This is a genomic window from Nostoc mirabile CHAB5784 (assembly GCF_020829645.1).
Classification (GTDB): Bacteria; Cyanobacteriota; Cyanobacteriia; order Cyanobacteriales; family Nostocaceae; genus Nostoc; species Nostoc mirabile.
In genome coordinates, this window is the sequence record NZ_JAIVFS010000102.1 from 1 (window position 1) to 25,692 (window position 25,692).

Consider the following 25,692-nt stretch of genomic DNA (forward strand, 5'->3'; position numbering starts at 1 on the left):
TACATAAATACTTGTTAGGTATGTTATTGTAGTCAATTTTATCTCCGTATTTACGACGAGAGCAACTATTGGGGTCAGGGTGTTGATAAGGTATATATAATGCCGAATCATAGCGAAGCTTAGAAATAAAAATGTCTAAATTTAAACGAAAAAATCTACCCATAAATCTGAAATCAGAGACTTGAAAAAAGATTTACGTTTAATTTGAATTAAGTCTTGAAACCCTTGTCATTTCGTAGGTAGCCTTATTTAGGTCTTTATTGAGATTATGGCTTTGTTATTGATAATATGCGTTTGCTCTAGGTCACAACCCGCATGCATATATAAGTAACAGTACTTGTATAGGCAATCTGTTAATGAAATTTTAATATAAATACTTCTTTGGATTTAATAAACTCTCTCTAAGGTGGGAAGCATCAAGCAAACTGATGTGAGTTTTTTAAAAAGGAAATTTATCTATCGAAGCCAAAGTGGGAGCTTATGCACTTTGAACTTTTTCTTCGTGCTGTTTAAGGAAAAGCAAATATGCTGTATTCTCTGAATACACTTGCCATTAAAAACTTCAGACCTCGAATTCAAAAATCAACGAAGAGAACTTTACTGACTTCACCAGTTAAAGCATCTATAGATACTGCTGAGCGTGCCTTAGTCATCAAACCACGAGATATGGCACTAGCTTTGCTAGAAGAAATGGCGGCTGATCTGGATGGGAAGTGGGGTGGTGGAGAAATAACAGCTTCTGCTTACGATGCTGCTTGGGTGGCAATGGTACGTGACCCGTATAATCCCCAACAACTTGCTTTTCCAGATTCTTTAAAATGGCTTCTCATCCATCAAGCAATGGATGGTAAATGGGGGGATCTATTTCCATACACGCTTGTATCTACTTTAGCCGCACTCCTAGCCTTGCTGAAAGCTCCTGAGCAAACAGAGCAGATTTGCTATGGTGCAAAGCAGGCTGAAGCTTACCTCCAACATGCTCTTTGCCAATGGCCAGCTAAAGAGCAGGAAAGCATTAACATTGAAATCTTAGTTCTTAATCTTCTACGAGAACTGGAAAAGCTAGGAGTAGCCTTTGAGTTTCCAAAAAAGGACGAATTATTGCAGTTGTCTTCACAGAGGTTGTTGATTGATAATCCAAAGTTAATTTACAACGGTCAATCCAACCTAATTTCTTCTTTAGAAGCTTTCGCTCCTTTTCTCGATTTCAAACGTTTAAAACAACAACAACTTAAGAATGGTAGTTATGGCTGTTCGTCTGCTGCCACAGCTGCCGTCCTGATTTATAGTCCAGAGTGGGATAGTGCTGCTGCTGAGTGGTTAATCTATTTATCCAACCGCGCTTTTGATGACACAACGGGTGCCGTACCTACAGCTTATCCAATTGATACCTTCGAGGGCGCTTGGGTTTTATACAATTTAGCTCAAGGTGGCTTTAACCTTAACAAAGACTTTCCCCAACCGCTCTTACAAAAATTAGTGCGATCGCTGCAAGATAGCCTCACACATCAAGGTGTAAGCTTTAACTGCGCTCTTGGAGAAATATTTACCAACTCAGACAATACTGGCATCGTCATGGCGGCTCTCAACAAAGTAGGTGTGGAGATTCCGAGGGACTACTTAGTGCATTTTGATCGCCTGAATTATTTTGCTTGTTATGACCAACAAAAGGGAACTTCAGTGAGCGCTAATGCTCATGTTCTGGCGGCACTATTAAGCCTGTCGGATTCTGCACGCAGTAACTTGCTTACTAATATTACAGGAGTAGTTAACTTACTATACAGCCTTAGAGATAGTAGAGGTTTTTGGGAAGACAAAAATCACCTCAGCCCTTTTTATGCCACAGCTTGCGCTGTCATGGCTATTGCAGAGCATGAAGAGTTTTCCTTACGCTACAAGTTGCAACCTACTATTGAATGGGTTTTGCAAACTCAGTCAACCAGTGATGGTGGTTGGGGTTATGGCGCAAGGTCAACTTTAGAAGAAACAGCTTATGCCCTCCAGATTTTACAGTCAGTTCCAGACTTGGTAGAGCTATCAGACCATCGAGCCTATAAAAGGGCAATTCACAGAGGCATAGGTTACCTATGGCAGCACTTCGATGAGTTTTCAGCTAACTACGATATCAAACTGCCCAAGTTATGGCGGTACAAAGAGCTATACGTACCCGTGCGGGTAGTGTATTCAGCAGTAGTAGGAGTGATGCATCGATTCGGAGTTTAGAAGTAAAAGGATATCAAAAATCTGCCGATTGCTGACTCATTTACTCCTTAGTATCATACAAACTAATCGTTATTTAATAATGGTAAAGAAAACTGCCTTCTTCTTGTTAGATCCGCTTGCCCGTTTGATTTTTGCCAAGCAAAATCAAAATACTGGTATGGAGGATATACCACTCTTTGACACCATGAAGCCAGACGGTGGCAGGACTCATATCAAGCATGACCGGGGAGTCTTGAAGTTCACAGAATTCTATCAAAAGTGGGTGGATAAGGTCGAGTAAAGATATGGTGAAGGCTAGCCTTTGTGACTTGAACTAGCTGTTGTCAATAATGTATGTACCACTTTCAGGTGCATTTGCCCTGCCAATATTTCAAGATATTTAGAAGGAGAAAAAAATGACAAGTATTATCGAAACCATCAAACAGCCAAAGCCAACTAAATCGGAAGCGAGCGTCAATAAAAACCCGATGAATCTTACCGCCAGTTGGTACATTGCTATGCTCTCCAAAGAGTTGGGGAAAAAGCCAAAAGCAATACAATTATTTGGTCAGGACTTGGTAGCTTGGCGAGATACAAATGGCACACCAGTGATCATGGAGCGTTACTGCTCGCACATGGGTGCAAGTCTTGCAATTGGTGAGCTAAAAGACGGTTGTATTCAATGTCCTTTTCATCACTGGCAATACGATAACGAAGGGAATTGTGTTTCTATACCTGACATAGAAAACATTCCCCCAACCGCTCGTCAGGCGACTTATGTCACACAGGAAAGATATGGTTACATCTGGGTGTGGTATGGTACTTCTTCTCCTCTGTTCCCCTTGCCTGAGTTTCCAGCTGCGGAAGGCAAGAGCCATAACTATATGCGTTTTCTTTTTGCGCTAAAAGCCAAAACGACAGCGCGGCGGATGTTGGAAAATGCGTATGACTATCCTCATCTAGGCCCACTACATAAGTGGAACATTAACTCCATGCAGATCACTCTGCTTGATGACTTTTCCCCAGAATCGCAGCTCGAACCACCCACTAAAAGCGAAGTTTGGCTCAGAATTGCAGTTGACATGCGGCTGAAGAAATATTTTGGAATAACGGGTCTATTAGCCGGGGTTTTAGGGTTAAATTCTGAAACTTTTCGGCTGACATTAGACACTTGGCCTAGCGGACATCTGTTAACAATTTTTGTAGAAGGTAAGGAGAGATTTCAGGCACTGGTAGCCATCAATCCAATAGATGAAAATAATACAATTGAATACACTTTAAATATGATAGATAAAACTGGATTATTCTGGCACGATTTAGTTTCATATGTAGTTTTTGGTTGGCAAAACTATTTTACCAGTAGCGAGGATATACCACTTTGGAATACCATGAAGCCCAATGGGGGCGGGGCTTATACCAAGCTCGATCACACGGTTCTGAAATACAGAGAATTTTATCAAAAGTGGGTTAATAAGGTCGAAGTCTAGTAGTGCGCCACAGAAACTTTGCGTGGTGGTGAACTGGGGAGGCGCCTGGAGGCTGGGGGGAAAGAGAATTATTGTTAGTAAGGTTTTCACTCCCCCTGCTCCCCCCGCTCAAGAAAGCTTGTCCTCACAATGCTTTTTGTCAGATTAGGGATCGTAACTGAAAATTCTTAAAAGAAATAGAGCGTATGTCAGCCCTTTTTATACCCTGGCTTTATATTCCTTTTCCAGAGCAGATTAATGAATATGCCCAAGCTGTTGAAGAACACACTCTTAAGTGGGCACTTAAATTTAAGCTCGTGAGAGGAGAAAAGCACTATCAACATTTCCAAGCTTCAAAATATGGTCAAATAGTTGTTCGCGCCTGTCCTAAGGCCACTTTAGAAAACTTAGCGATCGCTTCTGACTTGATAACCTTTTTCTACCTGCTGGATGACCAGTGTGACGAAGCTAATATTGGTAAACAACCCGAACAGTTAAGGGTTGTATTTAGCCGATTTCTCGATGTGATGAAGCAACCTAGTTTGTTCGCTACTGACACCAATCCATCTCTAGCGAGTTTAAGTGATATTTGGCAGCGCATTCACCAAAAAGCTTCTTCTAATTTAGTAAATCGCTTCGTTAATAATTTCAAAGATTTCTTCGAGGTTTATACTTGGGAAGCAGAAAACCGGGCTAAAAATATCACGCCTAGTTTGGACACCTATATCAAAATGCGCTCCATAACCGGCGGTTTTCATTGGTGTCTCAATATCACCGAACTTGTCGAGGGGATTAATTTGCCCACCCAGGTACGCGAGTGCGATGAGGTGCAAAACCTGATCCGCTCGGCTAATAATGTATGCACCTGGCTCAACGATATTGTATCGGTAGAAAAAGAGTTAAAGTGCGGGGATATCCATAATTTGGTGCTGCTGCTACAGCATGAGTACCAACTCACTGCTCAAGAGGCACTTAACCGTACTGCTGAACTTTGGAATGTCCAATTGCAAACTTTCATCGCTCTTGAACAGCAGCTACCATCCTTTGGAGTGACCGTAGACATCGAACTCGGTCGCTACCTGGCTTCAATACGCTCCTGGATGCGTGCCGTAGAACATTGGTCATATCAGTCTGGGCGCTATCGGTCTGTTGTACCTGCTCAATTTTTGCAGCCAGTAGCGGCTTAATACGGCGATCAGGGTAGTCAAAAAGCTACAGGTCATACTACGGAAACAAAGGTCGATAAAAATCCATTAAATCTTGCCGCTTCTTGGTACGTTGGTATGGTCTCCAAAGAGTTGGGGAAAAAGTCAAAAGCCATACAGTTATTTGGTGTTGCGATCGCATCTTCTCTAGGTGATTTGAACCACTGGTGAAAAAACAAGCCTTTAACCAAAAAGGAGAAAACAATGAAAAGCATTCTTGAGAAAGGCAAACAGCTAAGTCATACTAAACCGGAAACAAAGGTCGAGCAAGACAATCATATGGTTTTGGATCTCAGTTAAAAAAACTGGCTCCTTCTGGCTAGATATACTTTCTTATGTAGCTTTTGGTTGGCAAAGCAAAGCTGCTAGTGAGCAGGATCTACCTATTTGGAGTACCTGGAATTCAGACAAGGGCGGGGTTTATACCAAGCATGACCGACCCCTCTTGAAGTTCAGAGAATTCTATCAAAGTTGGGTCGATAAGGTCGAAGTTTAGTGGCACAAACCCTTGGGCTGGCACTCATTGCATAAGGTAAGCTTACGCACCCCTACCTTCAGTGCGATCGCGTACAGGGCTGAGATTTTTGAGTTCACCCTGACAAATCCTTAAGTTTATAGCTCGGTTGCGATTGCGCGGAGCGCACCGGCAAAGCCGATCGCATCTTCATAGTGGTGATTTGAACCACTCGTGAAAAAACAAGCTTTTGACAAAAAAGCAGGAAACAATGAAAAGCATTCTTGAGAACAACAAACAGCTAACTCATACTAAACCGGAAACAAAGGTCGATAAAAACCCGCTGAATCTTGCCGCCAGTTGGTACATTGCTATGCCCTCCAAAGAATTGGGGAAAAGCCAAAAGCCATAAGGAGAAACCATGTCCAGTAACACAATTTCTGAAAAGCCCGTTGTGCATTTTCTAGACATTAATGCTTCAGTTGTAGAAAACTATCCCAGTGCCTTGCAAGATATAGTTCTCAACCGCCGTTTCGACGGTATGATCGTCCGCGATGTGCTGTCCCAGGACACAGTTGAGCGCGTTGTCCGTCACCTGGAGTCGGATGACAACTGCATGAAATCCATCCATTTCAAGCCAAACTACCACGTCAAAGTACTCGAGACTTACGGTTTGTCTGTCGTAGGTAAACCGCCCGATCTCAAGGAGTACTTCGCTATTGCAGCAGTCTTCCGGCAAGCTTGCCGCACATTGTTTCAAGAAAATCTCGACTTTGAGGAGCGGGTGGAGTCAATATTCCGATCGCTTTGCGGTGGACTGCCCGTAAAACTTCCCATCGGACCTGAAGGGCAAACCTACACCCCAGCCACCATCCGGGTGTTGCCGGAGGGTTACCAAATACCTGTCCACGTTGGTAACGATTTCCGAGATATGCCTTCAAGTAATCATTTGAGAACTTTAATTGATATCTCCGACCAGCTTAGCTACTTCATTGTCCTGAGTGCCCCTGAAGCTGGCGGTGAACTGGAAGTCTACAACGTGGAATGGACTCCTAAAAAAGCAAGCAACTCCACAACCACGAGCGTTTCTGAGACTGACTACGCGCTTACGCAAGATAACTACATGCTTGAAGTCAAGTCCTGGTTCCAGTCCCCGCAGGAGAGCGTGGCTTTTGCACCTCGTCCTGGAGATATGGTGCTGTTCAATGGCGGTACTTACTACCACCGAGTCACTCCGGTAGTCGGTCATCGTCCACGGATAACCATAGGCGGGTTCTTATCTTTCTCCAAAGAACACGATGGGGTCTATTACTGGAGCTAAACTCCACTATGTCCAATTTGGAGGCACGATACCTGTCGATTATCAATTGAATCAGAGGTATTAAAGGATGAAGAAGATAATTACTGTGTACTTCCTCATGTGCCTCTAAAACTCTCATTTCCGAGCCAATTGCCAATATTTCAACAGTAAAGATTCTGAAGCCTCGCTGCGACCCCTGAGCGATCGCATCCACCCTCACATCTTTGACTTCACCCTGACAGCTTTTTAGATTCATATCTTGATTGCGATCGCCTCCGTCGGCGCATAGCTCATTGCAACTTCTTATCAAAGAGAATCACTACACATTTTATTTGAGAATTTTTCACTTTAGATATCTATAAAAGAAAACATTCCAAGACCCGTGAATCTGACAATTCACCGAATGTAACAAGTTAAGATTTCAATTTAAACTATCTCAAGAAGTAGATATGGTAAGAATCATTGCTATCGTTGGTATGCCTGGCTCTGGTAAAAGTGTGATAGCTAGCTATCTGAAAACTTATGGTTTTCCGATGATTCGGTTTGGAGAAATTATCATCCGTGAAGTTGAAAAGCGATCGCTAGCAATAACCCCACAGAATGAGCAACTGGTAAGGGAAGAAATTAGAAAACAGCACGGAATGGATGTATGTGCTCAAATGGCCTTACCACTGATTAAATCAAAGCTGTTAGAACATCAATTAATTATTATTGATGGTCTTTATAGTTTCAGTGAGTATAAAACCTTGAAGAAAGAGTTTAATGATGAACTACTAGTCTTGGCAATTTTTACTCCCAAAGCTCTCAGGTATGAACGGCTAACTTTAAGGCAAGATAGACCTTTAACACTTGCAGAAGCACAGAAAAGAGATTTCATGGAAATTGAAAAAATTGAAAAAGGAGGCCCGATTGCCATAGCAGATTTAACCATAATTAATGATGGAAGTCAGTCGCAGTTACATAAGAAGCTAGAACAATTACTTGGTGAGATATTACAAGGAGTTTTCCCTGTAATCTGTACAGTATGATGTTTCCTCAAACACCAAAGAAACGCTGTAAGTTGGTCAAGGCAAAGTATGAATCATTGGGAATTTTACTATCATGAAAGCAATATCTATCCTTGGCTCAACAGGCTCTATCGGTACCCAAACACTGGATATTGTCACTCAATACCCAGATGAGTTTCAAGTTGTGGGATTAGCAGCTCACTCCAATGTGGTTTTGCTTGCTCAACAGATCCGCCAGTTTCAACCTGCGATCGCAGCCATTGGCGAAGCACAGAAGTTGCCAGAATTGCAAGCAGCGATCGCTGATTTCGATCCCCAACCGATTTTGCTAGCAGGCGAAGCCGGAGTGATTGAAGTTGCTCGCTACGGTAATGCCGAAGTTGTGGTAACTGGCATTGTCGGTTGTGCAGGTCTATTACCCACAATTGCAGCTATTAAGGCTGGCAAAGACATTGCTTTAGCTAACAAGGAAACCCTGATTGCTGGGGGGCCAGTTGTCTTGCCCTTAGTGCAGAAGCATGGTATAAAGTTGTTACCTGCGGATTCAGAGCATTCGGCAATTTTTCAGTGTTTGCAGGGAGTGCCTAACGGAGGGCTACGGCGAATTCTACTGACTGCCTCTGGGGGAGCTTTCCGGGATTGGCCAGTTGAGAAGTTATCAAAAGTCACTGTGAGTGATGCTTTAAAACATCCTAACTGGTCAATGGGTCGCAAAATCACCATTGATTCAGCGACTTTGATGAATAAGGGGTTGGAGGTAATAGAGGCTCATTGGTTGTTTGGCGTAGACTACGACCAGATTGAAATTGTCATACATCCCCAAAGCATTATCCATTCTCTGATCGAGCTGCAAGACACTTCAGTGCTAGCACAACTGGGCTGGCCGGATATGCGCCTGCCACTGCTCTATGCTCTTTCCTGTCCGGAGCGAATTTCCACTGATTGGCAGCCGTTGGATTTAGTGAAAGCCGGGGAATTGACCTTTCGTGCTCCAGATCACCAAAAATATCCTTGTATGCAACTAGCTTATGCTGCGGGTCGAACTGGGGGTTCGATGCCAGCAGTACTCAACGCTGCAAATGAGCAAGCTGTAGCCCTATTCTTAGAAGAAAGAATTGAGTTTCTAGATATTCCGCGTTTGATTGAACAAACGTGCGATCGCTACCAAACTCACAACCATTCTACCCCAAGTCTCGAAGACATCATTGCAGCAGACCAATGGGCAAGACAGGAAGTTATAGCTGCAAGTAGAGTTGGGGCTGTCCTAACTTTTCAAACATCCCCTCTGTAAGTAAAAACTTGAATTAATTTTGGAGTTGACAATGTTCAAATTTAAGAAAGCGATCGCAACAACTGTTAGTGTCATTGCAGTTGAAGCATACCTCTAGAAGTACAATCTCAATCAATTTTGGAGTTGACAATGTTTACATTTAAGAAAGCGATCGCAACAACTGTTAGTGTCGTTGCAGTTTCTATTTTGATGAATGCACCCAAGGCGAATGCAGCCAGGGTTTATACCACGGTTTCAGAATATGGTGATAGTGCAGTTGCACCAGGATATTTTGGTGGAGAAGACCTCGATAATTCTGGTTCTTTAACAGTAGCAGAACTAACCGAGTATTCGCTTTCTTTTACTGGTAATTCCCAGGTCGCAGCCTTCAATTTTGGCTTGGAAGATATTCTCGTTTCTGATCCCTCTCGACTTCCTTCTGGTCAATATGTCTACGGTAATTCGTTAATAGATTCCTCTAAGTCCCACTAGTTGTCCGTTTATAGTACTACCAGCACCTATTAAAACTGACGCTTTTGTGCCACAACTATTTGCAGATCCCTACCTCGCTGACTGCAATTATCTAACGCCACAATATGACTCACACTCAGCGAGGAGAAAAGACTATAAAAACCGAAAACTTCGCTACCAACATTCACAAACAAGAAAGTATGTATCTTACAGAATCCCTCGAAGTCAGCACAATTGATCCAGGGCAAACTATAGATATGTTTTTAAGTGAACTGACTCATCCAAACCAGTTGCATGGTCTGTCAATTCACCAACTTGAGCAAATTGCCCATCAAATTCGGCAAAAACATTTGCAAACTGTCGCTGAGATCGGCGGTCATCTTGGTTCAGGTTTGGGGGTAGTGGAACTGACCCTCGCCCTTTATCAAACCTTAGACCTCGATCGCGATAAAGTAATCTGGGATGTGGGTCACCAAGCCTATCCACATAAAATGCTGACGGGTCGTTACAACTACTTCCACACCCTGCGCCAAAAAGATGGCATTGCTGGTTATCTAAAACGTTGTGAAAGTAAGTTTGACCATTTTGGTGCTGGTCACGCTTCCACCAGCATCTCAGCTGCCTTGGGTATGGCCGTGGCGCGAGATATGAAAGGCGAAAACTTCAAAGCGGTGGCAGTAATTGGTGATGGCGCACTGACCGGTGGTATGGCGCTAGAAGCGATTAACCATGCTGGTCATTTGCCCAATACTAACTTGCTAGTGGTGCTTAACGACAATGAGATGTCTATCTCAGCCAATGTTGGTGCGCTTTCCCGTTACCTGAATAAATTACGTCTCAGTCCGTCGGTGCAGTTTCTCAAAGATAATCTTCAAGAACAGTTGAAAAATATTCCCTTTGTCGGGGAATCTTTTACACCCGAAATGGAGCGAGTGAAGGAAGGGATGAAACGCCTAGCAGTACCCAAGGTGGGCGCTGTGTTTGAGGAACTTGGCTTCACCTATATGGGGCCAGTGGATGGTCATAACCTAGAGGAACTGATTGCAACTTTCCAACAGGCACACAAGATTGTTGGGCCAGTACTGGTGCATGTGGCTACTGTAAAGGGTAAAGGTTATGCGATCGCCGAACAAAACCAAGTCGGCTACCATGCCCAATCTGCATTTAATCTGACCACTGGTAAAGCGATCGCCTCTAACAAACCCAAGCCCCCCTCTTACTCCAAAGTCTTTGCTGAAACCCTAATCAAATTAGCAGAAAATAATCCTAAAATCGTTGCCATTACCGCAGCCATGTCTACTGGCACCGGTTTGGACAAATGTCAAGCCAAACTGCCAGAGCAATATATTGACGTTGGGATTGCTGAACAACACGCCGTCACCCTGGCAGCAGGTATGGCTTGTGAAGGGATGCGTCCTGTGGCAGCAATTTATTCTACCTTCTTGCAACGAGCTTTCGACCAAATCATTCATGATGTCTGTATCCAAAATCTACCTGTCTTCTTCTGTCTGGATAGAGCTGGTATTGTCGGTGCCGACGGCCCCACACACCAAGGGATGTATGACATCGCCTATCTGCGCTGCATTCCCAACATGGTGCTCATGGCTCCTAAAGATGAGGCAGAACTACAGCAGATGCTTGTTACCGCCGTTAACTACACTGATGGTCCCATTGCCATGCGCTATCCACGCGGCAACGGCTACGGTGTTGCCCTAATGGAAGAAGGCTGGGAAACTCTGGCGATCGGTAAGGGTGAAATTCTCCGCCACGGTGATGATGTCCTAATGGTGGGATTTGGCTCAATGGTTTACCCAGCGATGCAGGCAGCACAAATCCTCAGTGAACACGGCATTGAAGCTACTGTGGTTAATGCCCGCTTTGCCAAGCCTTTGGATACTGATTTAATTGTGCCTTTAGCTGCGCGGATTGGTCGAGTTGTCACCCTGGAAGAAGGTTGTTTAATGGGAGGCTTTGGATCAGCAGTGGCAGAAGCTTTGCTAGATCACGATGTGGTGGTGCCAGTGACCCGGCTTGGAGTCCCTGACGAGTTAGTAGATCATGCGACTCCTGAAGAATCTATGGCAGCAGTTGGCTTAACTCCTTCTCAAATTGCCGAGCGTGTACGTATCAAAACTCGACTCCCCAAGCTGGAGTTGCAAGCATCGCTGTAAGCAAAGAAAGGAATAAAACATTTCGGTTTTCAATACCACGGAAGACTATGGTGGAGTATGTGGCTTGTCCATCTTGCGGTCGCACTTTGTTTAACCTGGAAGAAGTTTTGCATCAGGTGCGAGAAGCTACTAAACACCTAACAGGTTTGGATATTGCCGTAATGGGCTGCATCGTTAACGGCCCCGGTGAAATGGCAGATGCAGACTATGGTTATGTCGGCAAACAACCTGGTTATATTTCCCTGTATCGTGGGCGCGAAGAAATCAAAAAAGTGCCGTAGATATTGTTGCGATCGCAATATTAGCAGTTATCAGTGGAGCAAATAGCTGGGTAGCAATTGAGACTTATGCTCAAGCCAAGCGAGAATGGCTGGAAACGTTTCTGGTATTACCCAACGGTATTCCCTCCCATGACACGATTGCAAGAGTTTTTGCCAGATTAAATCCCCAAGCATTTGAGCAATGCTTTCATCGATGGGTGGAGTCAATTACTGAAGCTATTGGCGCTCAAGTGATACCTATTGATGGGAAAACAGCAAGACAATCGTTTGACCGCAATAGTGGACAAAAAGCAATTCATGTGATCAGTGCTTGGGCTAGCGAACATCGGCTAGTGTTAGGTCAACTTAAAGTTGATTCTAAATCGAATGAAATAACAGCAATTCCGAAATTATTGGAGTTGCTAGATATTGCGGGATGTATCATTACAATTGATGCGATGGGATGCCAAAAAGAAATCGCTGCCCAGATTATAGTAAAAAAGGCAGATTACGTTCTGACTCTCAAAGGAAATCAAAGTAAACTTGAGAATGCAGTTAACAGTTGGTTTGAAAAAGCTCAAAGCAACAATTTTGAAGGTGTTGACCACAGTTATCATCACACAACCGAGAGCGCTCATGGTCGGATTGAAATTCGTAAATACTGGAGTGTCCCTGTTGAACAGCTAGGCTCGCTACCAAACCAGGAAAAATGGTTAGGACTCAGGAGTGTAGGAATGGTCATGTGCGAACGTAGGCAATGGACGTAAAACAACTATTGAAGTTCGCTTTTATATTAGCAGTTTAGAGCATGATGCGGTTGTTTTAGCTCACGCTGTTCGTAGCCACTGGGGGATAGAAAATTCCCTACATTGGATACTGGATATGACATTCCATGAAGATGCTAGTCGTATCCGTAAAGATAATGCCCCGCTTAATTTTTCGGTTCTACGGCGTTTATCTTTGAATCTTTTAGATAGAGATAAAACGGTGCGTGGAAGTGTTGCGATGAAAAGATATCGTGCAGGTTTAGATAACAACTATCTACTTCAAGTTATCGCAGCCATTTAAGTCTTCTCTCACGTCAAAAATTTAGCTATAAATGGTAGTTTTAGGTTGACTAAACAATTTTTTCATGAAGATGTTGCCGTAAATACACAACTTTACAGTTTGATAAATCGCCAAATACATCTGGAAATTACAAACCATACAATTGGTTATTTGTCAAATAAAATTAGATGCGTTTGCCCTGGGTTGACGGCGGGTATTGCATTTTGGATGACTTTGTTTGGAGTACAAGAGTCATTGTTATCTTTCTTTTGTCACTCTAGGCAGAGGAAAAAGAGAAATAGTCAGACCAAATATCCAATGTAATGAGTTTTCTATACCCCAATGGCTGCAATGGTGATTTTGGGCTTGAGTTTCACGCTTGATGGAGCAATATTGCTACTTTTACAATTACTTTACCATCAATACCTGATTGCTTACCCCTATGCCACGCGATCGCTGCCTTTATCGCCCTACTTAGTATATATGTACTAAGTTACATCTCTACTTACCACGTTGTCATTACCACTTTGTCAATATTTAGATGCGTTTGCCCTGAGTATGGAGCCGATCATCATTTATACAGACTTGTAGATTATCGGTTGATATACGGCAACTTTGGTTCTGGCTCTCGGTCGGTAGAATTACGTTATGGCTCTAAAATTTTAGGCGAAGTTCCTGCTGATAATTTACTAAGAGTTAAACAAGGAGTCCTAGTACGTTTTTCAGCCAAAACATGGAGAGTATGTAAAGTTTCTATGGAATATATGATTCTTGAACCAGCCCAGAATCAAGAAAATGCAATTGATTTTAACTATTATGGTAAAGGATTAAAGACTGATGCTTTTGTTTGTACTCGTATGTGGCAAATTATCCACAATGATAATTTGTCTGTTGAAATGCTTCATCCAAATTTACGGACAAATATAGAACAAAGTATTAATAGACTAAGACATGATTGTAGCCTTGAGCAAATTCCTTATAATAGGGGAGCAACGCGATTTTGTGAAGTCGGGCAAAAAAGGTGCGATCGCTAAAACTTAAATTTAAGTACGAGGTAATTTTATTTGCAATTCATAGAGGTATTTGCACGAAAAATTATCTTGATGAGATATCTCAAAAAGATTGCTAGCAAATCATTTAACGATTCTTTCCAAGAATATCTGCAATAAGTCTTTGATACTTGGTATCAATTACAGCAGAAAATAAATCAAAGGTAAAATTAAAGTATAAAACTTATCAAGCAATTTTCGGCTTGAGGAACGAATTAAAGATAGAATTACAAATAAAATTAATCCAGACCATTCTGAGATATTGGTTAATTCTAAAAGTTTCGTAACTTTTGATTGAAAGTCTGACAAAGATTTGCTTAAATCGAAAGTAGAATAGATATTATTTTTCATCAGCGCGTAGGTATTCCCTGTTTTGATGTGAGATATCAAAACCTTTACTATTTGGGAATCCTACCTTTTTTTGTCCAAAAAAACCAGTTATCTTTATGTCTTAGAATCAAAAAAATATTCTAAGTATTACTACTGTTTTAATTGTCGCTAATACATTAAGTATATAAAATCTGGTTTTTAGCGATCGCACGTTTTTTATCCGACCTCACCAAATCGCGTTGCTCCCTATAATAGATCATTTATAAAAATTCGCTATTTTACTTTTGGAGGATATTTAGTCAACAAAGCTATTGCTCTTATAACAAAACAAATTAACTATGAAATTGATGATATATCTTTATTAGTAAATGCACCAATAAACTGGAAATCTATCCCAAAGAATGCCCAAGAATACGAACAGATTTTTCATTTACTATTTGAGCAATCGTCTGACCAATCTATTTATCAAACTCTACTACCTTTTGAACTACAATTACGTGAGTTCATCCAAGACTGGCTAAATAATGAAATGATTGCTCATACCTGAAAGCGGTTAAACTCTTCTCAAGCTATAGAACTCCAATCAAATATTTTCTCTATATAAACCTGATTAGATGCCAAATTACTAATTACCCTCGCATATTTTTGATAGCATTAGTATGAAAATATTTATTATTAGCCTCTATTTATATATTTTCCCTATCAAAGCTTTATTGAGCTTAAATGCTGAATTTAATTATGGATTAGCAACAATTGACTCTTGCTTTTTCAAAGTATATCTCACCACCTAAATTATACTTTTAGTCGTACTACGCTTAGTCATAGCAAGAATTTCACATTTACAAGCGTGCTATTCTCTAAGCCTTATCTTTCATCAACACCGTACTCTTTCTCTATCAAACTCAACAGCTTCTCCTCGACAGCCGTCAAATACGGGCGTTTCAACTCCCCCGAGTGCTTCAGCACAGCACGAGCAGCTTCTTCTAAATTATCGTTTTCCCGTAACCTACTGATGCGATCGCTGATCAATTGCATCTGCTGACATTCCGACTCCAGGTAATTGAGTGGCTTGAGGTGGTCGATTCTCACAGTGTACTCCCCATCCCACATCGTGACTGTACAACTGAATTCATCCACATGGTTGACTATCCCCCAACATCCGCCTTTTCTGGTAAATCAGGATTATCTTTAGCGACAATTTGGCAGATTTCGCCAACTCGGTAAGGCTTCATTACTTGGCATCACAAAGACGGCACACTCAGAGAAACATTCCCAGCACCACTTGAAGTAGTAGAAGCCCCAACTATTCTGGAAATCTCGTTTTATGACCAAGAGGCGTTTGTAGGGGACTATCTTGTGGCCAGCATTAGCTACGATCATGGGAATTACGAAAACCTTTACTGGCGAGTACTGGTAAACAACGTTGAGATTTTCCGCGACCTAAGAGCCGCCAGATGCCACAGCTACATCAAGCAACAGTACCAGCAAGGTACGCTACCAGTACAAGAGCAATTACCAGAAGAAGAAGCAGAGGGGCTATTAGCTGGGAGTAAGGGAGAAGAAATTTCCCCCCTGCACCCCGCACCCTGCTCCTTGTCCTCTTCTACCACTGGTAACGAAGTCATGGCGCAGATTTTCGTCGAGTGCGAGAAATTCGGCTTCGACATCCTCAACGACGGGATTTACCACAACGATCGCAAACTGGGCAAAGTGGGGCATACTGACGCTGGCTGGTGGTTCACACGCGCAACTGACGGAACCCAACAGCGTATATCCTGTGACTCGGCGTTAGATGCCGTGTGGTGGCTGTCGATGGTGGAAACTTCACCCAGCATTGAGCCAACATTTGAAGAATTGCTAGACCGACCATTTGATGAATTGACCCCTGATGAATGGCAACGGTTACGGGAGTATGCGCCATCCACTCAAAGCCGCGAGTTAGTAGCGGCGTAGTTACTTTCATATACTCAGGCGATCGCTTGACAGACACGACCAACAGCGATCGCTTATGAACAACCTGCTTATTCAACTTTTTCCCGATTAAATCAATGCACGCTATCTTTCCACAGTCATCCGCTCCCTGCCTCAATCGGGGTTAGTTGGTTTGGCTTCTGACATGGGGACTGGCAAGACTGAAATCTTGGCGATGATTAGAAGAGATAACCCAGACTTGAGCAATGGAGCAAATAGACATGAAAAATTCTCGCAGACGAAGAACTTCAGTTTGAAAGGATTTGAAGACGCTTGCCCGGACAAATTTGCTCAACTGCTTGTATATGACCCGCAAATTCGATCTTGCTCTGTTTGACGTACTCGCATTTAATTGTCTGAAACACACTTAGCCTACACCCTACCCCCAACAAGATAGCCCAAACTAGGTTTCACGTTTACAAGCGTGACATTCATTAGAGTTACTTTTTTCCAGTTTGAGTTAGGTTGGGCGAATGAGCGCACTGCTTCACTCACAAAGTGCGATCGCTCTTAACTTTGAGACAACAAATCATCCGGCTATGTCTTTACCACTCTTGTAAGTCATAGCTCTGGGTTTTCTCTTCTTGAGAGGGACTACTGATTTCTTGAGTGCTTGTGGCGGACGACATGTTTCACAAGTCTTGCGGTCTTATGCCAAAGGTTTCTCGTTGTGTGGGTTGTTCGCACTGCTTACACACAAAGTTAAAAACGCGAGTATGAATTTCCCGCTTGTGCGCTCTGACGGTGTACTCTTTGACTTCAATGATTTTGCTGGGCATCGGTTCTGTAATCGGTGTTCTATTTATAAGGATAATTTCTGGGCATCAATATATTCATGCACCATTTGATTGAAACAGTAACAATCTGATGGTTTTTCGCCAGGGACTAAGCAGAGGCGATGCCTACGGCGGGCGGGTACGCCATCGCCACCGGTTCATGGTGGGTACGCGATCGCAACCAGAGCAGCGCCAATTGGAGGAATCTTTAACAGCAGTGGCGATTTGTTTTCAGTCTTTGGAGTAGCGAGTTCGACTTATATAAATGAAACTACAATGCAACAACCCTTAGTTAATCCTAATTAATTAAGATACTCTCTTATGCCATTTGCTGTATTCTGACCGGAGGCAGAGCGTCTCCGGCTCCGCTCCTAACTCCTGAATTCTGTTTCTGCTGTCAAGAATTTTTTCTCCAACCAGATCATACCTTTGGTGGCTGATTTGATTGGAAAGACACAATCTTGGCATAACTCAATAGTTGTGTTCTCCCTGAACCAGAGCTACAATTTGCCGTATTAAGGGTAAATATTTAAAATTACAATTTACACTCGTGAGCAAAACTATTATCATTGCGTTATTTAACCAATCAGGGGGCGTTGCTAAGACTACTCTTACCCAAAACCTCGGTTATCATCTAGCTTCTAATCAAAACCATGTCCTACTTGTTGATATGGACCCACAGGCAAGCCTAACGAATTTTATGGGAGTAGACCCAGAAAGTTTAGAAAAAACACTCTACAACGCCATTATTGATGAAGAACCGTTATTTATCTATCCAGAAACCATTCATGAGATGAAGTTGGTTCCCACAAATATCACTCTTAGCGCAGCTGAACTTCTCTTACCTACTGCTGATGCAAGAGAATATCGTCTCAAAGAAGCCCTAGCACCTATTAAAGATGAATACGACTTTATCTTAATTGACTGTCCGCCTTCTTTGGGCATTCTCAGTATCCTCAGCTTAACTGCGGCTACACATCTACTTGTACCTATTCAATGCCAATTTAAATCTTTTCTTGGCACTGACCTTTTACTTGATACTGTTGGACGAGTTCGGAAAAAACTCAATAAAAATTTAGAAATCGCTGGATTTATGCCTACGATGCTTGATAGCCGAACAGCACAGGAAACTCGTACTGTTAACGCTATACAAGAGCAGCTTTCGCAAATAGCAACAATATATCCTGCTATCCCAAAATCAATTGCATTTGCTGATGCTTCTGAACGTCGAATTCCATTGGCTGTATATGATAAAAATCATGCAGCACTTAAAGTCATGAAGAAGATTGTTAAAGATTTAGAAAAACTAAAAGTGTAACAGTGACTAAAAAAGACATAGCATATAGTGCAAAGCTCAAACATGCTAACCCTCTTGATTTAATATTTAGCGATGGTGATTCTGAACTAATTACACCTGAAAATCAAGCTGCTAGTATCAAACCAGAGCGAATTAGGTTAGATCCAACCCAACCGCGACGCTATTTTGACCGCAAAAAGTTAGAAGAACTCAAGCAGTCCATAAAAATGGTAGGGGTACTTGAACCCCTGCTAGTGCGTCCTTTAGGTAATGGTGACTATGAACTTATTGCAGGGGAACGTCGCCTCATTGCAGCAGGAATGGCTGATTTAGAAGAAGTACCTGTTGTCATCAAGGAAATGGATGATGCTACTGTAAAGCAGGTTAGATTAATTGAAAATTTACAGCGTGAAGATTTAAATGCCTACGAAGAAACTATCGGGATTTTAGAGTTACTTGTTTTACGCTTGAATATGTCACAGGATGAGGTTGTTAGTCTGCTCAATCGTATGGAGAAAGCTAGTCGAAAAAAGGCGGATAACGTTATCCGCTCAGACGAGGTAGCAGTAGTTGAGGGGGTATTTATGGCTTTTGGTAAACTGTCCCCTGAATCATTCCGAACAAATCGCTTGCCTCTATTAAACCTGCCCGATGAAATTCAGCAAGCTTTATCTCAAGGTAAAATTGAATATACAAAAGCCAGAGCGATTGCAAAACTCAAAATTGACGAAGAGCGCAAACAATTACTTAGTCAAGCAATAGATAATAACTTCTCACTAGTTGAAATTCAACAATTAGTACGGAATATTCTGAGTGAAGAGAAAGGTAACGATAATCCCCCATTACTTAAATATCAATATAAAGAATTAAGTAAACAACTGGCTTCATCTAAAGTTTGGGATAATCCGAAGAAAAAAAAAGCTTTGGATAAACTGCTCAATCAAATAAAAATTCTTTTAGAAGAAGAAGAGGAGAGTACTGAAAATTAAATAAGTGTGATGCCTTTTTATATAAAGTGATGGAAAGACAGCTTTTAGCTTTTATCTATCACAATGACAGATAAACAAGACTTGGCACCGGAAAAGGTTCGGATCAAAGATAGCTACCGGGAGCGGATATTTGCCGAATCACAGCAACTAGGTAAAAGTTACCTGGAGACGCTTTACTTTATCATTGATTGTTATTTTGCTTTCAGAAAAGGTACATTCTCCACACAACAAGTAGCTTTGACGCCGATTACTACTGAGAAAAATCAACTCCAGGAGCCGACTAAAGAGACATCTACTATCGAAAACCAAATTCTTGATTCTGATGACCAAACCTTCACTCTTGATTTTGAGTTGTAAGGGAAGTATGGGACTGCTGCCTCTATCAGCGTAAGTCAAGCGATCGCACCATAGCGCCTAATATGTGTGGCAGGTAAAGCAACAACTAGCTATCCTATTGAGTTTTTTGATCAAGAAACACTATTGCGTCACTTTTCCGAATATGTACTTCACGATTTAGTAACTCACACCCCATCAACAGCTGCTTTTGACAAACAAATTGCTAATTCTCTAATTCAATCTTGCTTTTATCCACGTCAGCACAACCCACTAACAACAAATACTGCTCTGCAAGAATATCGGCAATGGTTGGTGTGGAAAACCAAAATTACCCGCACTCAAGCTGATTCACCTTTTCATCTCTGCTTCCAGTTACATTCTCCTTCATCGTCACAAATAGACAATTGGCAAATTCAATTTCTAGTAGCCAGTAAACAAGATCCATCCTTGAAGTTGGCGTTAGCGGACTACTGGACAATGAATCAATTTACCAAAACTGGTGTACATAAAGATTTTGGTAAAGATTTTGAAACAAATTTACTGTTGAATCTGGGGTATGCAGCCCGGATGTATCCCAAACTCTGGCAAGGGTTGGAAACTTGGTGGCTGTACTTGAATTCGTGTTGTATTCAGTGTTTGAAAAGATGTTGAGTCTGGAGATAGAGTCGTCTGATTATTTGAAGTAGGCGTATAAGCGATTTTGCCAATTCTTACCAAGCTGATGCCTACATAGAGTAAGAACAGACCTCTTAATACGTTGAAGAACAATTCTATAACTGCTTGTGTTTGCCCGTTACCAGCATTGCCAAAAGCACCATTCATCCAGGTTTGAGCATTATTAAAAAACTGTGCTTCGGCTGGCGAAGAAGCAAAATCCAAGAGAAATATTACCGACAGAAGTGCAAACAATATTGCATATAAATTTACTCCCCATCTCCGTTGTAGCTTTTCAAAATTTGTTAGCAATGCCTGTGTTTGTTTTGGAATTGCAACTGCTATTGCGACTGCAATCATCAATCCTCCAAGCATTATGTTGTGGACTGACATCTCCAGAATCATTAATGCTCCTGTTACTCCCATCAGCCCAAGTGTGCTACCTTCAATTACAATATTTTTTCTTGATGGTAGGGCTGCTGTTTGTCTTGTCCCAAAGTTTGTTGCGTTGGAATTCTCGTAGTCTGATATTTGCATAATTTGTGAACGCATGAAATCTTATCCACATTATTCACAACTCACTTTCAAAATCCTACAGACTCTAGTACAAAAAAAACTAGTTCTTTTGGCTACAGAGAATATTTGTTACAGCTTATCTAGTTAGTGGGTTGAATGTCTGTCTTTTCTCGAATGAGAAGGAAAGATTTTTTCGTTGGTTCTTAACCCTAACTGGGAGTGAGGCAGAACTTTTAGGGTTCGCTATAGTGCATTAGAATTGCAAGCGCGTACACCGGACACTATCAGCAGAAATAAATGAGGCCGCCACCCCCAACTCGTCTACCCAACAAGCATTACAGGTAAGCGAGAATACTTTACACCAAGGGAGGTGCGATCTATACTTGATGCCGCACTAGAACGTAAAGCTCGTTATTTCCACCGTGATTATACACTCCACTTTATCCCAGAGTTGCAGTGATCGCCCTTAACAGAATCATCGTGTTCTCTCAATCGGGGTTGGTAGTAGCATAACAGGCGCACCCCTTCAGGCGATCGCTTTTCTCCGAGAGTGCCTCCCGCGATCGCTGCCACTACCACCCATGAGTGCGATACTTCAGGCGAAAATGGAGAATGTAAGTACAGATGGGATAAAAGCATACTCCACCGAGTGAGTTACTATAAAATTGTCTTTATGAGCAAAAGTTCATCCAATCATTACAAAGTGCCAATACCTAATTCATATTGGGTACTCCCAGAACAATTTCTGGCAGGAGAGCATCCAATGTTGCTAATTGATTTACCACTGTCGCAACGAATCCAAGCTTTTTTTGATACAGGAATCAGTCTCTTCATTAATTTAATTGGAGAAGAGGAGGAGAACAATGAATTAGGGGATTACCTACCTCTATTAGAATCTTTTGCGGTAGCTCATTCCCGAAGGATTGAATGCCGAAGATTTCCCATCCCCGATCTGCAAATTCCTCCAATTGAGGTTATGGTGGACATTTTGAATACGATCGATAGGGCACTCAATGCTCAAGAGAAAGTTTATGTGCATTGTTGGGGAGGAATTGGTCGAACAGGAATAGTTGTTGGCTGTTACCTAGTACGGCATGGAATAACGGGAAAGACTGCTCTTTCTGAGATTGCACGATTGCGAGAACATACGCGAGATTATCGTTATCCTTCCCCGACCCAATTATCTCAGGAGCAAATGATATTAAACTGGCGCATTGGTCAGTGAATATTCCGTAGACAAATTTTTACGTCTGCTCCAAGCCTAGAGCGGACTATACCTGTATTTAGTTATCGCGCGGCAATCGTAATACGTGTAATCGGCGGTTGAAAGAGCTTATATCTCTGCCAATACTGAGAGTGCAGAGATATAAGGGTACAATTTTCCTTTTCTGGCACGGTGATGCCTATACTAAAAGAAACTCCAAACCGATTTAGCAACCCAACAGAGGTGAGGTATGAGCATCTGGTCAGGTGCAGACTAATAAAGTAACTCCACAGATATTGCAAACTTTTGAGGATGCTAATACTCAAATTGATAAAATATTAGCTAAATCTCAAACACAACAAATAGACTTACAAAGATAGATTGTAAGAATTCAGCACCCAGGAGTCAGAAGCCAGAATATATAAGGAGTTTATTAAAACTAGGATATTTATTTATCAAGTCTTTCTTTGATTCTTTAACTATTCAGAATAGCTGAATTCTTACGATAGATTTATCCTAAAATAGCCATTTTCAGCAATAAAAAAGGAGAAAAAAGCTATGGAGACAGCTAATCTAGAGCAAGCACAGGTTTTTTATTTGGAGTTGAAAGTGGGATAGTCAAATCGAAAAAGTAGCCACTTTTGTCGAGTGGCTACAAATTTCATCCAAGAATCTGAATCACAGCAGCTAAAATTGACGGTGCTTTATCGTTAGTTGGAATGAATACCCGCTTTTTCCATTGAATAATTTCTGTGAAACAACCAACAGCCACAAGTTGGTCAGTTAACGATAAGGCATTGACTAACTCAATACGTGGTTCGCTAGCAATAAAGGAACGACGTAACGTCACACCTCCAGGTAACTGTTCCGAATGTACCGATTTTCATTGACTTGTTTGAACTGCTAATTTATGTAGTGGCGACTCAAAGGTGAATCGCCGTTGTAATGTCTAATTACTTCCGTTTCCCTTGCGGCATTGCTGTCTGATTCTGTCCTTGTAGAGATGCCCTCGCCTCAGTCTCCGAAACCGGGGGTAATGCTGGTGCAGTGACAGCATTACTAGCCCAACGCTCGTAAGTATCATTCGTTACCCAGTGGAGTGTTGCCCCAGATTCCGCACCAGAGCGAATCATCTCTGCTGCTTCGAGAGCGTCTTTTTCAAAATCAGACTGAGGATTCCGGTACGACCACTGAATAAACCAGTACGTTCCAAGTGCCTTTTCCACTTTCTGAAACTCGGCGCAGAAAATATAGTTTTTCAGTACGCTAGCGATCGCCTGATAACAGAATTCTTTAGGATCTCCCGACATCCCTTCCTCACACCACGATTGAAAGGCACGATGGGCGAAGTGGTTATACAATCCAGCAAAATTGTCTTTACTGCGGCGGTGGATCAGAAAACTAAGCAACATCGAAGCTGGCCCCTTAAACTGGTCTTTGAGTCCGCCAGCTACCGGAATCACCCACAGTTCAGTGAATGGTTCATTAGTAAAGTTTTCGTTGATTGTGAGTAAACGGTCTGGGCGTGAGATTGCGATTGCAAAATCAGCCTTATTACCTTTGAGATATCCTCCTGCTTGTGCTTCTAGAATTGTCAGTTTTGGAGGACAATCAAGAAGGAATTGCCCGTACTCTTTAGCGCAATTGGCTTGTAGTTTAGGTTGGCTGGCTCGCTCCTTCGAGAGCAACTAAATAAAGAACTTCAAGAGCCACAAGGATTTAAAAGTTATGAAGAAATCCGAACATGGTTAAAAGCCCAGGAGGGAGTAGAAGTATCATATAAAGTAGTACACGATACAGTACGTTATCAAATGAAAGCGAAGTTAAAAGTGCCACGAGCAGTAAGTATAAAGCATAACCAAGAAGCGGAATCAGAATTTAAAAAAAACTTCCAGAATACTTAGAAGTAATTAAAAAACACGTAATAGCACCAAAAGATAAATACAAAATAATTAGATACTGGTGTGGTGATGAAAGTCGTGTAGGATTAAAAACAGAGCCAGGAAGATTAATTACGCTCCGTGGTGTTAAACCGCTGGGTACGATGCAGTGGAAACGAGAAAATTTCTATTTATACGGTTTAGTAGAACCACTAACTGGAGAACATTATATTTGGGAATTCTCTCATCTCAATACAGCCTGTTTCAATATTTTTTTAGAACAGTTTGCAACTACATATCCTGAAGATATACATATTCTCCAACTAGATAATGGTGCTTTTCATTTAAGCCAAACTCTTGTGATACCAGAAAATATCATTTTGTTATTTCAACCTCCACATACACCACAAGTAAATCCAATTGAACGTTTATGGGAAGAAATTAAAAGGCATTTAAGTTGGGAATGCTTTGGAACTTTGGATGAGCTTAGAACAGTTATTTGGCAACGTCTTGAGAAATTAAACACATCAATTGTTGCTTCTATTACAGGTTGGGGTTTTATTCTGGATGCTTTATTTGCATCAAATTTTTCGTGAGATGGTATAAGCTGCTACTGTCGCTCGGACTCCTAACGAGGCAATCACTTGTTCTGCACTCGGAGCCACACGATTGAGTCCGTACTGTCTTGGTCTTGCGTACCAGCCTTCTTGATTGCACCCGACGAAGCCGACCAAATGCCCGTCTTGAAAGAGTTTGGTGCTGAAAGATAACCAGTTAATTTCCCCGTGGTACAGACCAAAAACAGTGCAGGCTTCTTCTAATTCATCGCTCAGGCGCTCGTTCCGTTCCCGTGGTGTTTCTGGTAGAGTCGCTTTTACTTGCGCCACTCTTGTAGCGAACCAGTCCCTATCGAAGGGTAGCCGTCCGCCACCGACTAACTGCACCCATACTGTAATCCCGCCTTCGATCCAGATGGTGCGAACTGATTCGGGTTTCACCTGAATAATCTCGCCAATGATGCGGCGATCGCGAGATGTCAGGGGGTCTTGGGTTGGGGCTACAACTTCGGCTTGGGATTCGATGTGGCTGTACAGTTCTGCTTGGGCTAGGGCTTGCTCATCTTTGAAGGGAACTGTGGTTAGTGTGTTGAGCTTGAAGCTGGAAGGCGTTTGCTGTGTGTAAACTGATTGAGTCATAATATAGATTCCTGTGTGCGATTCGATGGCGCACGCAATGAGTCAAATATCCTGAGTGGATAAGGTTATTTACCAAAGCATTACCAATGCACCGAAGCCGTAGGATAGTTGCAAGCAAGTGTCCAATGCTTGTCCTCGTCTCTTAGGGGCAAGGTAAGCAATTACCCTGTCTCACAGCTAAAGAGAAAAGCCCAACCATCCTGATAACCATATTTGGGGGGAGGCAAGAGGAAGATTGGCAAGGTAAATGAAAATGAACTCTCATTGAGGTTCCGTTATCTTTAAGGCTGTTCGTAAGTGGCTAAGTACGTGTGTATGACGACAGTGATGGGAAAAAGGTAAGAAAACAAGGTGTTGTCTTACTAAAAGATGCTGATTCCAAGGAGGTCAGTACGAGGACACCAAATTCCCCGGAATATAGAGAGTACCTAACCCAATCGCATCTCAGGCGTGTGAAACGAAGTAAACCCAATCGGGTCTAGTGGCTAGACCTACTACGTCACCAGTAAGGAAGGATTGACACTCCCCGCTCTAAAGAGACGGGGATTCTTTAATCAAAGACATGACTTGCTCATCCAGGATTACTCCAACATGAGTAGAGGACTCATCTCCTAAAGCGGGGAAGAGCATCAAGTGCAAAA

The 25,692-nt window shown here is 42.1% G+C and carries 27 protein-coding genes and 4 pseudogenes; 23 read left to right on the top strand and 8 right to left on the bottom strand.

Annotated elements, in window-relative coordinates; translation table 11 throughout:
* Window positions 1–163 (bottom strand): annotated as a pseudogene (locus tag LC653_RS36210) (IS4 family transposase); the annotation flags it as partial.
* Between the two features lie 362 nt (window positions 164–525).
* Here LC653_RS36210 and LC653_RS36215 point away from each other — a divergent pair.
* The 15 genes and pseudogenes from LC653_RS36215 (at window position 526) to LC653_RS36280 (ending at window position 13,887) form a co-directional block, all read left to right on the top strand.
* Window positions 526–2,223, top strand: a complete 1,698-nt coding sequence (locus LC653_RS36215; protein WP_229499825.1) for a hypothetical protein — start codon at window positions 526–528, stop codon at window positions 2,221–2,223.
* A gap of 79 nt (window positions 2,224–2,302) precedes the next feature.
* Window positions 2,303–2,503 carry a hypothetical protein gene (locus tag LC653_RS36220; RefSeq protein WP_229499827.1) on the top strand — a complete coding sequence of 67 codons (201 nt, stop codon included), beginning with the start codon at window positions 2,303–2,305 and terminating at the stop codon, window positions 2,501–2,503.
* 115 nt (window positions 2,504–2,618) lie between these two features.
* Window positions 2,619–3,689, top strand: coding sequence for an aromatic ring-hydroxylating oxygenase subunit alpha (locus LC653_RS36225; RefSeq protein WP_229499828.1), 1,071 nt, complete (start codon window positions 2,619–2,621; stop codon window positions 3,687–3,689).
* 185 nt (window positions 3,690–3,874) lie between these two features.
* Window positions 3,875–4,855, top strand: coding sequence for a terpene synthase family protein (locus tag LC653_RS36230; protein WP_229499830.1), 981 nt, complete (start codon window positions 3,875–3,877; stop codon window positions 4,853–4,855).
* A 722-nt stretch (window positions 4,856–5,577) separates the two neighbouring features.
* Window positions 5,578–5,739 (top strand): hypothetical protein, encoded by a 162-nt coding sequence (locus LC653_RS36235; RefSeq protein WP_229499832.1) that lies wholly within the window; start codon window positions 5,578–5,580, stop codon window positions 5,737–5,739.
* Window positions 5,740–5,748: 9 nt separating this feature from the next.
* Window positions 5,749–6,648: a 2OG-Fe(II) oxygenase gene (locus LC653_RS36240; RefSeq protein ID WP_372478265.1), complete on the top strand. Its 900-nt coding sequence runs from the start codon at window positions 5,749–5,751 to the stop codon at window positions 6,646–6,648.
* A gap of 428 nt (window positions 6,649–7,076) precedes the next feature.
* Window positions 7,077–7,655: an AAA family ATPase gene (locus tag LC653_RS36245; RefSeq protein WP_229499836.1), complete on the top strand. Its 579-nt coding sequence runs from the start codon at window positions 7,077–7,079 to the stop codon at window positions 7,653–7,655.
* Between the two features lie 73 nt (window positions 7,656–7,728).
* A complete protein-coding gene (dxr, locus tag LC653_RS36250) occupies window positions 7,729–8,925 on the top strand; it encodes a 1-deoxy-D-xylulose-5-phosphate reductoisomerase (RefSeq protein WP_229499838.1) in 1,197 nt (398 codons plus the stop codon).
* 129 nt (window positions 8,926–9,054) lie between these two features.
* Window positions 9,055–9,396, top strand: coding sequence for a hypothetical protein (locus LC653_RS36255; protein WP_229499839.1), 342 nt, complete (start codon window positions 9,055–9,057; stop codon window positions 9,394–9,396).
* 236 nt (window positions 9,397–9,632) lie between these two features.
* Complete coding sequence (gene dxs / locus LC653_RS36260) at window positions 9,633–11,546, top strand: 1-deoxy-D-xylulose-5-phosphate synthase (RefSeq protein ID WP_229499868.1); 1,914 nt, start codon at window positions 9,633–9,635, stop codon at window positions 11,544–11,546.
* 38 nt (window positions 11,547–11,584) lie between these two features.
* Window positions 11,585–11,824, top strand: a pseudogene (locus LC653_RS36265) ((E)-4-hydroxy-3-methylbut-2-enyl-diphosphate synthase); the annotation flags it as partial.
* A 14-nt stretch (window positions 11,825–11,838) separates the two neighbouring features.
* The gene (locus LC653_RS36270; protein WP_308189198.1) at window positions 11,839–12,573 is read left to right on the top strand and encodes an ISAs1 family transposase; all 735 of its coding nucleotides are present in this window, start codon (window positions 11,839–11,841) and stop codon (window positions 12,571–12,573) included.
* A 25-nt stretch (window positions 12,574–12,598) separates the two neighbouring features.
* Entirely contained in the window at window positions 12,599–12,874 is a 276-nt protein-coding gene (locus LC653_RS47045; protein ID WP_372478266.1) for an ISAs1 family transposase, read from the top strand.
* A gap of 321 nt (window positions 12,875–13,195) precedes the next feature.
* Window positions 13,196–13,345, top strand: a complete 150-nt coding sequence (locus LC653_RS36275; RefSeq protein WP_229499841.1) for a hypothetical protein — start codon at window positions 13,196–13,198, stop codon at window positions 13,343–13,345.
* A gap of 35 nt (window positions 13,346–13,380) precedes the next feature.
* Complete coding sequence (locus LC653_RS36280) at window positions 13,381–13,887, top strand: hypothetical protein (RefSeq protein WP_229499843.1); 507 nt, start codon at window positions 13,381–13,383, stop codon at window positions 13,885–13,887.
* 1,209 nt (window positions 13,888–15,096) lie between these two features.
* On the opposite strand, the gene LC653_RS36285 is transcribed toward LC653_RS36280, so the two are convergent.
* A complete protein-coding gene (locus tag LC653_RS36285) occupies window positions 15,097–15,321 on the bottom strand; it encodes a hypothetical protein (protein ID WP_229499844.1) in 225 nt (74 codons plus the stop codon).
* Between the two features lie 267 nt (window positions 15,322–15,588).
* Here LC653_RS36285 and LC653_RS36290 point away from each other — a divergent pair, with 267 nt between their 5' ends.
* Complete coding sequence (locus LC653_RS36290; protein WP_229499845.1) at window positions 15,589–16,185, top strand: hypothetical protein; 597 nt, start codon at window positions 15,589–15,591, stop codon at window positions 16,183–16,185.
* 547 nt (window positions 16,186–16,732) lie between these two features.
* On the opposite strand, the pseudogene LC653_RS36295 reads toward LC653_RS36290, so the two are convergent.
* A pseudogene (locus tag LC653_RS36295) lies at window positions 16,733–16,982 on the bottom strand (hypothetical protein).
* Window positions 16,983–17,070: 88 nt separating this feature from the next.
* On the opposite strand from LC653_RS36295, the gene LC653_RS36300 reads away from it, so the two are divergent.
* The 5 genes and pseudogenes from LC653_RS36300 to LC653_RS36320 form a co-directional block, all read left to right on the top strand.
* Window positions 17,071–17,226 (top strand): hypothetical protein, encoded by a 156-nt coding sequence (locus tag LC653_RS36300; protein WP_229499846.1) that lies wholly within the window; start codon window positions 17,071–17,073, stop codon window positions 17,224–17,226.
* 303 nt (window positions 17,227–17,529) lie between these two features.
* Window positions 17,530–18,297, top strand: a complete 768-nt coding sequence (locus tag LC653_RS36305) for a ParA family protein (RefSeq protein ID WP_229499847.1) — start codon at window positions 17,530–17,532, stop codon at window positions 18,295–18,297.
* A gap of 2 nt (window positions 18,298–18,299) precedes the next feature.
* The gene (locus LC653_RS47050; protein ID WP_229499849.1) at window positions 18,300–19,265 is read left to right on the top strand and encodes a ParB/RepB/Spo0J family partition protein; all 966 of its coding nucleotides are present in this window, start codon (window positions 18,300–18,302) and stop codon (window positions 19,263–19,265) included.
* Window positions 19,266–19,328: 63 nt separating this feature from the next.
* Window positions 19,329–19,622: a hypothetical protein gene (locus LC653_RS36315; RefSeq protein WP_229499851.1), complete on the top strand. Its 294-nt coding sequence runs from the start codon at window positions 19,329–19,331 to the stop codon at window positions 19,620–19,622.
* 57 nt (window positions 19,623–19,679) lie between these two features.
* Window positions 19,680–20,201, top strand: a pseudogene (locus LC653_RS36320) (ATP-dependent helicase); the annotation flags it as partial.
* Here LC653_RS36320 and LC653_RS36325 read toward each other — a convergent pair.
* Window positions 20,139–20,807 (bottom strand): hypothetical protein, encoded by a 669-nt coding sequence (locus tag LC653_RS36325; protein WP_229499852.1) that lies wholly within the window; start codon window positions 20,805–20,807, stop codon window positions 20,139–20,141. The pseudogene LC653_RS36320 and the gene LC653_RS36325 overlap by 63 nt on opposite strands.
* A gap of 390 nt (window positions 20,808–21,197) precedes the next feature.
* Window positions 21,198–21,410 carry a hypothetical protein gene (locus LC653_RS36330; RefSeq protein ID WP_229499854.1) on the bottom strand — a complete coding sequence of 71 codons (213 nt, stop codon included), beginning with the start codon at window positions 21,408–21,410 and terminating at the stop codon, window positions 21,198–21,200.
* Window positions 21,411–21,444: 34 nt separating this feature from the next.
* On the opposite strand from LC653_RS36330, the gene LC653_RS36335 reads away from it, so the two are divergent.
* Window positions 21,445–21,996, top strand: coding sequence for a protein-tyrosine phosphatase family protein (locus tag LC653_RS36335; protein ID WP_229499857.1), 552 nt, complete (start codon window positions 21,445–21,447; stop codon window positions 21,994–21,996).
* 640 nt (window positions 21,997–22,636) lie between these two features.
* On the opposite strand, the gene LC653_RS36340 is transcribed toward LC653_RS36335, so the two are convergent.
* Window positions 22,637–22,825 (bottom strand): hypothetical protein, encoded by a 189-nt coding sequence (locus tag LC653_RS36340; RefSeq protein WP_229499859.1) that lies wholly within the window; start codon window positions 22,823–22,825, stop codon window positions 22,637–22,639.
* A 103-nt stretch (window positions 22,826–22,928) separates the two neighbouring features.
* On the bottom strand, window positions 22,929–23,663 hold the full coding sequence (locus tag LC653_RS36345) for a hypothetical protein (RefSeq protein ID WP_229499862.1): 735 nt from the start codon (window positions 23,661–23,663) through the stop codon (window positions 22,929–22,931).
* A 263-nt stretch (window positions 23,664–23,926) separates the two neighbouring features.
* Between LC653_RS36345 and LC653_RS36350 the strand changes: the two genes are divergently transcribed.
* Window positions 23,927–24,451, top strand: coding sequence for an IS630 family transposase (locus LC653_RS36350; RefSeq protein ID WP_229499871.1), 525 nt, complete (start codon window positions 23,927–23,929; stop codon window positions 24,449–24,451).
* On the opposite strand, the gene LC653_RS36355 is transcribed toward LC653_RS36350, so the two are convergent.
* Window positions 24,437–25,051: a hypothetical protein gene (locus LC653_RS36355; RefSeq protein WP_229499865.1), complete on the bottom strand. Its 615-nt coding sequence runs from the start codon at window positions 25,049–25,051 to the stop codon at window positions 24,437–24,439. The two genes, LC653_RS36350 and LC653_RS36355, sit on opposite strands and share 15 nt — an antisense overlap.
* Window positions 25,052–25,692 lie beyond the last annotated feature (641 nt).